The 9,415-nt window shown below is 74.3% G+C and carries 9 protein-coding genes; 6 read left to right on the plus strand and 3 right to left on the minus strand.

All coding sequences use genetic code 11. The features are described 5' to 3' along the window. The first annotated feature begins 26 nt into the window (after positions 1–26). The 5 genes from odhI to gcvP all read left to right on the plus strand — a co-directional run bounded on the left by odhI (position 27) and on the right by gcvP (position 5,907). A complete protein-coding gene (gene odhI / locus ACI791_RS17455) occupies positions 27–542 on the plus strand; it encodes an oxoglutarate dehydrogenase inhibitor Odhl (protein WP_347060622.1) in 516 nt (171 codons plus the stop codon). A 76-nt stretch (positions 543–618) separates the two neighbouring features. Further along, on the plus strand, positions 619–1,353 hold the full coding sequence (gene ftsR, locus ACI791_RS17460) for a transcriptional regulator FtsR (protein ID WP_456587191.1): 735 nt from the start codon (positions 619–621) through the stop codon (positions 1,351–1,353). 114 nt (positions 1,354–1,467) lie between these two features. Beyond that, complete coding sequence (locus ACI791_RS17465; protein WP_456587192.1) at positions 1,468–1,959, plus strand: bifunctional nuclease family protein; 492 nt, start codon at positions 1,468–1,470, stop codon at positions 1,957–1,959. Positions 1,960–2,195: 236 nt separating this feature from the next. After that, the gene (locus ACI791_RS17470) at positions 2,196–2,771 is read left to right on the plus strand and encodes a MerR family transcriptional regulator (protein ID WP_347060626.1); all 576 of its coding nucleotides are present in this window, start codon (positions 2,196–2,198) and stop codon (positions 2,769–2,771) included. A 109-nt stretch (positions 2,772–2,880) separates the two neighbouring features. Beyond that, entirely contained in the window at positions 2,881–5,907 is a 3,027-nt protein-coding gene (gcvP, locus tag ACI791_RS17475) for an aminomethyl-transferring glycine dehydrogenase (protein WP_456587193.1), read from the plus strand. Positions 5,908–6,000: 93 nt separating this feature from the next. On the opposite strand, the gene ACI791_RS17480 is transcribed toward gcvP, so the two are convergent. After that, on the minus strand, positions 6,001–6,204 hold the full coding sequence (locus tag ACI791_RS17480) for a DUF5999 family protein (protein WP_347060628.1): 204 nt from the start codon (positions 6,202–6,204) through the stop codon (positions 6,001–6,003). Positions 6,205–6,408: 204 nt separating this feature from the next. Continuing rightward, positions 6,409–7,371, minus strand: a complete 963-nt coding sequence (coaA, locus tag ACI791_RS17485) for a type I pantothenate kinase (RefSeq protein WP_456587194.1) — start codon at positions 7,369–7,371, stop codon at positions 6,409–6,411. 113 nt (positions 7,372–7,484) lie between these two features. Here coaA and ACI791_RS17490 point away from each other — a divergent pair, with 113 nt between their 5' ends. Beyond that, on the plus strand, positions 7,485–8,297 hold the full coding sequence (locus ACI791_RS17490) for a GNAT family N-acetyltransferase (protein WP_456587195.1): 813 nt from the start codon (positions 7,485–7,487) through the stop codon (positions 8,295–8,297). 15 nt (positions 8,298–8,312) lie between these two features. Here the strand turns inward: ACI791_RS17490 and ACI791_RS17495 are convergent, their stop codons facing one another. Then, positions 8,313–9,227, minus strand: coding sequence for a serine hydrolase (locus ACI791_RS17495; protein ID WP_456587196.1), 915 nt, complete (start codon positions 9,225–9,227; stop codon positions 8,313–8,315). Between the last annotated feature and the right edge of the window lie 188 nt (positions 9,228–9,415).

Raw genomic sequence — 9,415 nt, forward strand, 5'->3', positions numbered from 1 at the left:
GCCCCTCGCACCGGAGGAGACGCAACGTGCACTGCACTCGATGTGGCCACGAGAACCCCGAGGGCAGTCGCTTCTGCGCGCAGTGCGGTGCGGCGCTCGCCCCCGAGCGCATCGGCGAGGCCACCAGCGTGATCCCGAAGGTCGGCGGTGAGGACTCCGGCGAGCAGCCCGAGGTCACCGAGGCCGCCGACGCGCACGCCGGGGCGGTGGAGTCGCTGCCGGCGGGTTCGGCGCTGCTGGTGGTCAAGCGCGGCCCCAACGCCGGGAGCCGCTTCCTGCTCGACCAGGACGTCACGACGGCCGGCCGGCACCCCGACAGCGACATCTTCCTCGACGACGTCACGGTCAGCCGTCGGCACGTCGAGTTCCACCGCGAGGGCGGTGGCTTCTCGGTGCACGACGTCGGCAGCCTCAACGGCACCTACGTCAACCGGGAGCCGGTCGACGTCGCCAACCTCGCCGGCGGCGACGAGGTGCAGATCGGCAAGTTCCGGCTCGTGTACCTCACCGGCCCGCGCACGGGCGAGCCGGCCGCTCGCTAGTGCACCGACCGGCGATCTTCCGCATGTGGGGACCGCGGCCGGTTGCACCGGAACGGTGCTCCGGCGGGAGAGGGGCGTGACCGCCGTGCCCGAGCGCGAGCGTGCGCTCAGGGACGCCGGCGACCAGCACGCGCCGCGCCTGACCATCGGCGAGGTGCTGGCTGTGCTTCGCGACGACTTCCCCGACGTCACGATCAGCAAGATCCGCTACCTGGAGTCCGAGGACCTGGTCCACCCGCAGCGCACGCCGTCGGGGTACCGGAAGTTCTCGCGGGCCGACGTCAGCCGGCTGCGGTACGTGCTCACCGCGCAGCGGGACCACTACCTGCCGCTGCGCGTGATCAAGGACCACCTGGACGCCCTCGACCGCGGTGAGCCGCTGCCCGGCACCGGCAACGCCTCGGCGCCGCTGCCCCCCGCCTCCACCGAGGAGGGGGCGGCGGCGCCGCTGACCGCCGAGCAGTTCGCCCGGGCCGCCGGGCTGGAGCCGCAGCAGCTGGCCGACTGCGTGCAGTTCGGTCTGCTCACGACCGATGCCGACGGCCGGCACGCCGCCGCGGACCTGCCCATCGCGCGGGCGGCGGCGGGGCTGGCCCGGCACGGCATCGAGCCGCGGCACCTACGCGTCTACCGCAGCGCCGTGGAGCGCGAGGCCGGGCTCGTCGAGCAGGTCGTCGCCCCGGTCCTCAGGGCGCGCTCGGACGAGGCCCGCACGCGGGCCACCGAGAAGCTGCAGGAGCTGACCGCGCTCTCCGCACAGCTGCACACGGCTCTGCTCGAGACTCGCCTGCGGGACCTCCTGCGCCCCTGAGCGGGCGTACCGTGGACCCGTCGCCGCCGGCCCGACCGCCCGGGCCGGCGAGACACCGGCCGCCTGACCACACCGTCCCGCCCGAACCCGGGCCGCAGCCGAGGGAGCCGCACCGTGCAGGAGCTTCGAGTCGTCGGCGTCCGCGTCGAACTGCCCGGCAACCAGCCCATCCTGCTGCTGAAGGAGACGCAGGGGGAGCGCTACCTGCCGATCTGGATCGGCGCCGTCGAGGCGGCCGCCATCGCCTTCGAGCAGCAGGGCGTGCGCCCGGCCCGCCCCATGACCCACGACCTGCTCCGCGAGGTCGTGCGCACGCTGGGCGCCGAGCTGGAGGCGGTGAACATCACCGAGATGCGTGACGGCATCTACATCGCCGAGCTGGTGTTCGGTGACGACCGGACCGTGAGCGCCCGGCCGTCGGACGCGGTGGCGCTGGCCGTCCGCACCGGGGCGCCGATCTTCGGTGCCGACGACCTGCTCGACGAGGTGGGCATCGAGATCCCCGACGAGCAGGAGGACGAGGTGGAGAAGTTCCGCGAGTTCCTCGACCAGATCTCGCCGGAGGACTTCGGGGCCGGCTCGGGCTCCGGCGGCGGCCCCGCGTAGCAGCGGACCTGCCGCCCTCGACGGGGTCGAAAGCCACCATCAGATCCCTATCGGCAGGCCGCTGCCGCATCTTCACCCGAAATGGGGCAGGTGTGACGACACGCCGCCCCGCTCAGTTGACCGGCCCCCTGGCCCGGCTTACGGTCGGCGAACAACAACGGTGTGACACCTGAGGTCGCGGGTGCCGAGCCGTCGACCTGCCGCAGTACGTGGCGGGGATGAGGAGGACGCTGGACGTGAGCGACGAGGAGAACGGCTCGCAGGGTCAGCTGTTCAGCGACGCCGCAGTCGGGGCGCCGTCGTACGACGCAGTGGACACCGACCTCGTGGGCTACCGCGGGCCGACCGCCTGCGCCGCCGCCGGCATCACCTACCGGCAGCTGGACTACTGGGCCCGGACCGGTCTGGTGTCCCCGTCGGTGCGCAGCGCGACCGGCTCGGGAACCCAGCGGCTCTACTCCTTCCGCGACATCCTCGTGCTCAAGGTCGTCAAGCGGCTGCTCGACACCGGCGTCTCCCTGCAGAACATCCGCAAGGCCGTCGACCACCTCCGTCAGCGCGGGGTGAAGGAGCTGGCCAACGTCACGCTCTTCTCCGACGGCGCGACGGTCTACGAGTGCACCTCCGCCGAGGAGGTCGTCGACCTGCTCGCCGGCGGCCAGGGCGTCTTCGGGATCGCCGTCTCCGGCGCCCTCCGCGAGCTCTCCGGTGAGCTGGCCGAGCTGCCGGCCGAGCGGCTCGACGGCGGCCAGGTCGTCCCCTCCGACGATGAGCTCTCGATGCGCCGCCGTCGCCGGGCGCGGACCGCCTAGATCGCCCGGACGGTGTGCGCTGTCGCGCAGCTGCGGGGCTCGGAACCGCGCATCAGCGCACACCCGCACGGGGCCGGGCGTCCGGCCCAGCGCTGGTAGCGTGCCGGTAATGGTCGACGGTTCCGAAAACCTCCCGCCGCTCGCCGGGCCGCTGCCCTCCCTGAACGCGCTGGACACCGCCGGCTCCTTCGCCGGCCGCCACATCGGGCCACGCCCCGGCGACACCGCCGCGATGCTCGCGGCCGTGGGCCACCCGTCCCTGGAGTCACTGGTCGACGCGTGCGTTCCCGAGGGGGTGCGCGACCGCGCCGCCCTGGACCTGCCTCCGGCCCAGGACGAGGCCGCCGTGCTGGCGCTGCTGCGCGAGCGGGCGGCCGCGAACGAGGTCTTCACCTCGATGATCGGCCTGGGCTACCACGGCACGTTCACCCCGCCGGTGATCCAGCGGACGGTGCTGGAGAATCCGGCCTGGTACACCGCGTACACGCCCTACCAGCCGGAGATCAGCCAGGGCCGGCTCGAGGCGCTGATCAACTTCCAGACGACGGTGGCCGACCTCACCGGCCTGCCGGTCGCCGGTGCCTCGATGCTCGACGAGGCCACCGCCGCCGCCGAGGCCATGACGCTGGTGCGCCGGGCCGGGCGTGCCAAGGCCGCCGCCGTGTTCGTCGTCGACGCCGACACGCTGCCGCAGACCCTCGGGGTGCTGCGGACCCGTGCCGAGCCGCTGGGCATCAGGCTGCACGTCACCGACCTCTCCGCGGGCTGGCCCACCGACCTGCCCGAGGCCGGCGCCTTCGGCGTCCTGCTGTCGTACCCGGGGGCGAGCGGAGCGGTCCGGGACCACCGGGCTCTGGTGGCGGCGGCCCACGAGGCCGGCGCGTCGGTCGTGGTGGCCGCCGACCTGCTCGCGCTCACGCTGCTCGAGGCCCCGGGGGAGTGGGGGGCCGACGTCGCCTGCGGAACGACCCAGCGCTTCGGCGTCCCCATGGGCTACGGCGGTCCGCACGCCGGGTACCTCTCCGTCCGCGAAGGCCTGGCCCGGCAGCTGCCCGGCCGCCTGGTGGGCGTCTCGGTGGACGCCGACGGTGACGTCGCCTACCGGCTGGCGCTGCAGACCCGCGAGCAGCACATCCGTCGCGAGAAGGCGACCAGCAACATCTGCACCGCGCAGGTGCTGCTGGCCGTGATGGCCGGCGCGTACGCCGTCTACCACGGTCCCGAGGGGCTGGCTGCGATCGCGGCGCGGGTGCACCGCAGCGCCACCGCGCTGGCCGGCTGGCTGACCGCCGGCGGCCTGCGTGTGGTGCACCAGCGGTTCTTCGACACCCTCACGGTCGCCGTGCCCGGCCGGGCGGCGGACGTGGTTGCCGCGGCTGCGCAGCGCCGGATCAACCTGCGCCAGGTCGACGCCGACACGGTCGCCGTCGCCTGCGACGAGACGACGACGCCGGCGATCCTGCGCGACGTCGCCGCGGCGTTCGGCGTGGCCGTCGACGAGGCCGCCCTCACCGACGACGGCGCCGACGCGCTGCCGCCGGAGCTCCGCCGCCGGACGCCGTTCCTCACCCACCCGGTCTTCTCCGCGCACCGCTCGGAGACCGCGATGCTTCGCTACCTGCGCATGCTCAGCGACAAGGACCTGGCGCTGGACCGCACGATGATCCCGCTGGGCTCCTGCACCATGAAGCTCAACTCCGCCACCGAGATGGCCGCCATCACCTGGCCGGAGTTCGCGAACCTGCACCCGTTCGTGCCGGCGGAGCAGGCACGGGGCTACGCCCAGCTGATCGAGGAGCTGTGCGACGGGCTGGCCGAGATCACCGGGTACGCCGCGGTGAGCGTGCAGCCCAACGCCGGGTCGCAGGGTGAGTTCGCCGGCCTGCTGGCCATCCGGGGCTACCACCGCAGCCGGGGCCAGGAGCAGCGCGACGTCTGCCTCATCCCGAGCTCGGCGCACGGGACCAACGCGGCGAGCGCCGTCATGGCCGGCATGCGGGTGATCGTGGTCGCCTGCGACGAGGCGGGCAACGTCGACCTCGCCGACCTGCGGGCCAAGGTGGACCAGCACGCCGAGCGGCTGGCGGCGATCATGATCACCTACCCGTCGACCCACGGTGTCTTCGAGACCGACATCCAGGACATCTGCGCCGCCGTGCACGACGCCGGCGGGCAGGTCTACGTCGACGGCGCCAACCTCAACGCCATGGTCGGGCTGGCCCGGCCGGGGCGGTTCGGCTCCGACGTCAGCCACCTGAACCTGCACAAGACCTTCTGCATCCCGCACGGTGGTGGCGGTCCCGGTGTCGGGCCGGTCGCCGTCCGCGAGCACCTGGTGCCGTTCCTGCCCAACCACCCGGTGGTGCCGGCCGCGGGGCCGGAGACCGGCCCCGGACCGGTGTCGGCCGCGCCGTGGGGATCGGCGGACATCCTGCCCATCTCCTGGGCGTACATGCGGCTGATGGGCCCCGAGGGGCTCACCCGGGCAACGGAGCACGCCATCCTGGCCGCCAACTACCTGGCCGCCCGGCTGCGGGAGCACTACCCGGTGCTCTACACCGGCAAGGACGGGCTCGTGGCCCATGAGTGCATCCTCGACATCCGGCCGCTGACCAAGGCCACCGGCGTCACCAACGACGACATCGCCAAGCGCCTGATCGACTTCGGCTTCCACGCGCCGACGATGAGTTTTCCGGTGGCGGGCACGCTGATGGTGGAGCCCACCGAGAGCGAGGACAAGGCCGAGCTCGACCGGTTCGTCGAGGCGATGGTCACCATCCGCGGCGAGATCGACAAGGTCGCCACGGGGGAGTACGACCGCACCGACAACCCGCTGCGCAACGCGCCGCACACGCTCGCGATGCTGGCGGGGGAGTGGGACCGCCCCTATCCCCGGACGACGGCGGTCTACCCGGTGCGCGGCCTGCAGGGGCGCGGCTACCTGAGCCCGGTCCGACGGATCGACCAGGCCTTCGGCGACCGCAACCTGGTCTGCTCGTGCCCGCCGCCCGAGGCGTTCGCCGACCACGACTTCGACGGGCACGCACCGACCGACGACGGGCAGGTGCCCACCCGGGGTGCCGGGGCACCGGACGACATGGGCACGGCCGCCGACGTGGTGGGCGCTTCCGCCTGAGGCCGACCGCGCGGCTCCGCCTGGTGGCGCGCGGACCACGACCGGCTGGAGCAGGCCGCCCGCGGCGTCGCGCGGCGAGCCGCGCCAGTTCCTTCAGGCGCTGACGAGCTCGGGGGCCAGCCACACGTGGTGGTCGGGGAACGACCGGCCGTCGGGGAGGAGCTCGCCGTCGTCGTCGAACAGGACGACGCCGTTGCAGAGCAGTCGCCACCCCTGCTCGGGATGGCTGCTCACTACCGCGGCGAGATCCCGGGCCTCGCTGGCGGCCTCCGGGCAGGTGGTGCGATGGGTGCACATGGGAACTCACATCCGTCATGCCGGGGAGAAGCCGGCAGCGCTGGCCGTACTCGTCCGATCACCGGACTAGGGACAGTGTCGGCACGTGCACCGGGTCCGTCACGTGACCTGGGTCACCGGGTCACCCGTCCGGGTCGTCAGTTCCTGCCATGGCGGCCGGGACGACGGCGTGGGTGACCGGGTGCCCGCGGCGTGTCGCCGGGCTCAGAGCTTGCGGAGGAGCACCCGGCGCACCGAATGGTCGGCGGACTTCTGCAGCACCAGCCGGGCGCGCGATCGTGTGGGGGCGATGTTGTCCCGCAGGTTCGGCCCGTTCACCGCCGACCAGATGCCCAGTGCCGTCTCCCGGGCCTGGTCGTCGGTGAGGGCGGCGAAGCGGTGGAAGTAGGCGGTGGTGTCCTGGAACGCCGTCCGCCGCAGCGCCAGGAACCGCTCGACGTACCACCGCTGGATGTCGGCCTCGGCGGCGTCGACGTAGACGGAGAAGTCGAAGAAGTCCGACAGGAAGATCTCCGGCGCCGACCCGTCGGTGCGGCGCCCGGCCTGCAGCACGTTGAGCCCCTCCAGCACGAGGATGTCGGGGCGGTCGACCGCCTGCACCCGCCCGGGCACGATGTCGTAGGACTGGTGGTCGTACACCGGCGCGAACACCTCCTCGCGGCCGGATTTCACGTCGGCGAGGAAGCGCAGCAGCGCCCGGCGGTCGTAGCTCTCCGGGAACCCCTTCCGACCGAGCAGGCCCCGCTCCTGCAGGACCGCGTTGGGGAGGAGGAAGCCGTCGGTGGTGACGAGGTCGACCCGGGGGGCGCCGGGCGTGGCGGCCAGCAGCGTCTGCAGCAGGCGGGCGGTGGTGCTCTTGCCCACGGCGACGCTGCCGGCGACGGCGATGACGAACGGCACCTTGGCGGTGGCGTCGCCCAGGAACTCGCTCTGGGCCGCCCACAGCCGGCGGCTGGCCGTGACGTGCAGGCTGAGCAGGCGCGCCAGCGGGAGGTAGACGGTGGCCACCTCGTCGAGGTCGATGCGGTCGCCCAGGGACGCGAGGGTGTCGAGCTCGGTCGCGTCCAGCGGCAGGCTGGAGCCGGCCGCGAGCGCTCGCCACGAGTCGCGGTCGAACACCGCGTAGGGCGAGATGGAGCCACGCGTCCCAGCTGTCACGCGCCCCATCGTGCCGTCTGGCCCGGGTGGTACGTGCGCGCGGGTCAGCCGGGTGGGTGCCGGGACCGGGTCCGCGGGTCGGGAAGCACCCCGTCGGGACGTGGCCCGTCTAGGGTTCCCCCGTGCCTTCCCGCCCGGGACTGCTCGAGTGCATCGAGCGCTACTTCGCCGCCGCGCCCCTGCCGGACGCGCGGATCGAGCGCGCCGGGGCCCTGGACGTCCCGATCGCCGACGCCGCCTGGCCCTATCCGGCGCGACCGCGGAAGGACGCCGGCACGGTCACCGCCGACGACGTCCGCGGCGCGATCGCGCTGCAGCAGGCCGCCGGGCTGCCGGCGGCGCTGGAGTGGATCCTCGAGCGCTCGCCCGGGATCGGCGGCGCGGCCCGGGCCGCGGGGATGACGGTCGAGGAGCTGCCACTGCTGATGGCCGACGACCCGGTCGACGTGGTGCTGCCGGCGGGGGTGCGGCTGTTCCTGGTCGGCGCGGAGGACCCCGAGCTGCCGCACTACCAGCAGCTCGCCGTCCTGGCCTTCGCCCACCCCGGTGGGCCGGCCGACGTGCACGACGTCCCGGCCGACACCTCGCCGGAGGCGGCCGCGCGCACCGCCGTCCTCCGGGAGCGGATCGCCGAGGGGCGGACCGTGATGATGGTGGCCATCGAGAGCGGGATGCCGGTCGCGGTCGGCTCACACCAGCCGGTGAACATCGACGGCACCGAGGTCAGCGAGATCGTCGGGGTGGCGACGCTGCCCCGGCTGCGCGGCCGCGGGCTGGGCGCCGGCATCGCGTCCGCGCTCGCCGCGCACGCCCGGGAGACCGCCGACCTGGTGTTCCTGGCCGCCGGTGACGACGAGGTGGCCCGGGTCTACGAACGCATCGGCTTCGCCCGGGTCGGGACCACGGGCGTCGCGGAGCTCCCTCCGAGGGAGTGACTTCCGGCCGGCGGCTCACCTGCCGCCGGGGACGCCGACGCGGGCGGCGACCGCGGCCCCGGCCGCGTCGAGGGCCACGCGTGCCGAGCCGTAGCCGACCGTCCGCGGGACCTCGCTGAGCAGCACGATCACCCGGGAGCCGAGCACGGCGACCGAGTGGAGGTGCCGCTGACCGTCGACGCAGCACATCCACCCCTGCTTCAGGGCCGGCTCGCCGGGCAGCGTGCCGAACAATCCGAACCGCTGGTCGAAGCCGTCGGCGGCCCGGGGCGTCGCCTCGCGCATCCAGCTCAGCACCGCCGCCGCGTCGTCGGGGTGGGCGACCACGGGCAGCAGCGCGAGGAACCGGGCGACGTCCTGCGCCGTCGTGACCGCCTGCCCCCACTGACCGGGGATCCGCGCCGACGGGGGACCGGTGCCGGGGAGGTCGTAGCGGGCGGCCACGTCGCGCACCATCTGCCCGCCGCCGAACCGTACCCACAGGGTGGAGGCTGCCGGATCGTCCGAGCGGCGGATCATCTCGCGCAGCAGGTCGCGCTCGGCGGCCGTCAGCCCGATCGAACCGTCGCGCGCGCGGGTGAGGATGTCCTCGGCCATGAACAGCTTGACCATGGAGGCGGTCGGGAACGGTCGCTCGGCCACCGGGCCGTTGTCGGAGTTGTACGCGGCCCGGCGCGCGGCCCGGGCCTCGGCGGCGCGGATGCTGCCCTCGGTGGCGCGGGTCTGCTGGCGGGCGACCGCGACCGCGACCGTGCCGACCGCGCCGTAGCCGTGCACCGCGTCGGCCACGATGCCGGCCGGAGGCGGACCGCCGGCCACGGCGCGGCCCGGGCGGGCCGCGCCGAGCGCGAGCAGCTGGACGACGGCGAGGGCCGTGACCAGCGGAACCGCCACGATCCCGGACCGGTGCCGGGCAACCGGATGGGACACGCCCCGGAGTCTTCTCCGGCCGGCCGGCGGCTTTCCCGGTTCCGGTCGGCTCTCCGGGGGCGGAACGGGGTGGCCTGGGGGGGGGGGGGGGGGGGGGGGGGGGGGGGGGGGGGGGGGGGGGGGGGGCGGGGCGGGGGGGGGGGGGGGGGGGGGGGGCGGCCGGCGCGGGGTCTGGTGGGGGCTGTTGG

It is taken from the genome of Blastococcus sp. SYSU DS0973 (assembly GCF_054051055.1).

What these genes read in the sequence shown, in the direction of transcription:
- ACI791_RS17480 (WP_347060628.1), bottom strand. Translation starts at nt 6,204, where the DNA reads ATGTGCACCCATCGCACCACCTGCCCGGAGGCCGCCAGCGAGGCCCGG.
- gcvP (WP_456587193.1), top strand. Translation starts at nt 2,881, where the DNA reads ATGGTCGACGGTTCCGAAAACCTCCCGCCGCTCGCCGGGCCGCTGCCC.
- coaA (WP_456587194.1), bottom strand. Translation starts at nt 7,371, where the DNA reads ATGGGGCGCGTGACAGCTGGGACGCGTGGCTCCATCTCGCCCTACGCG.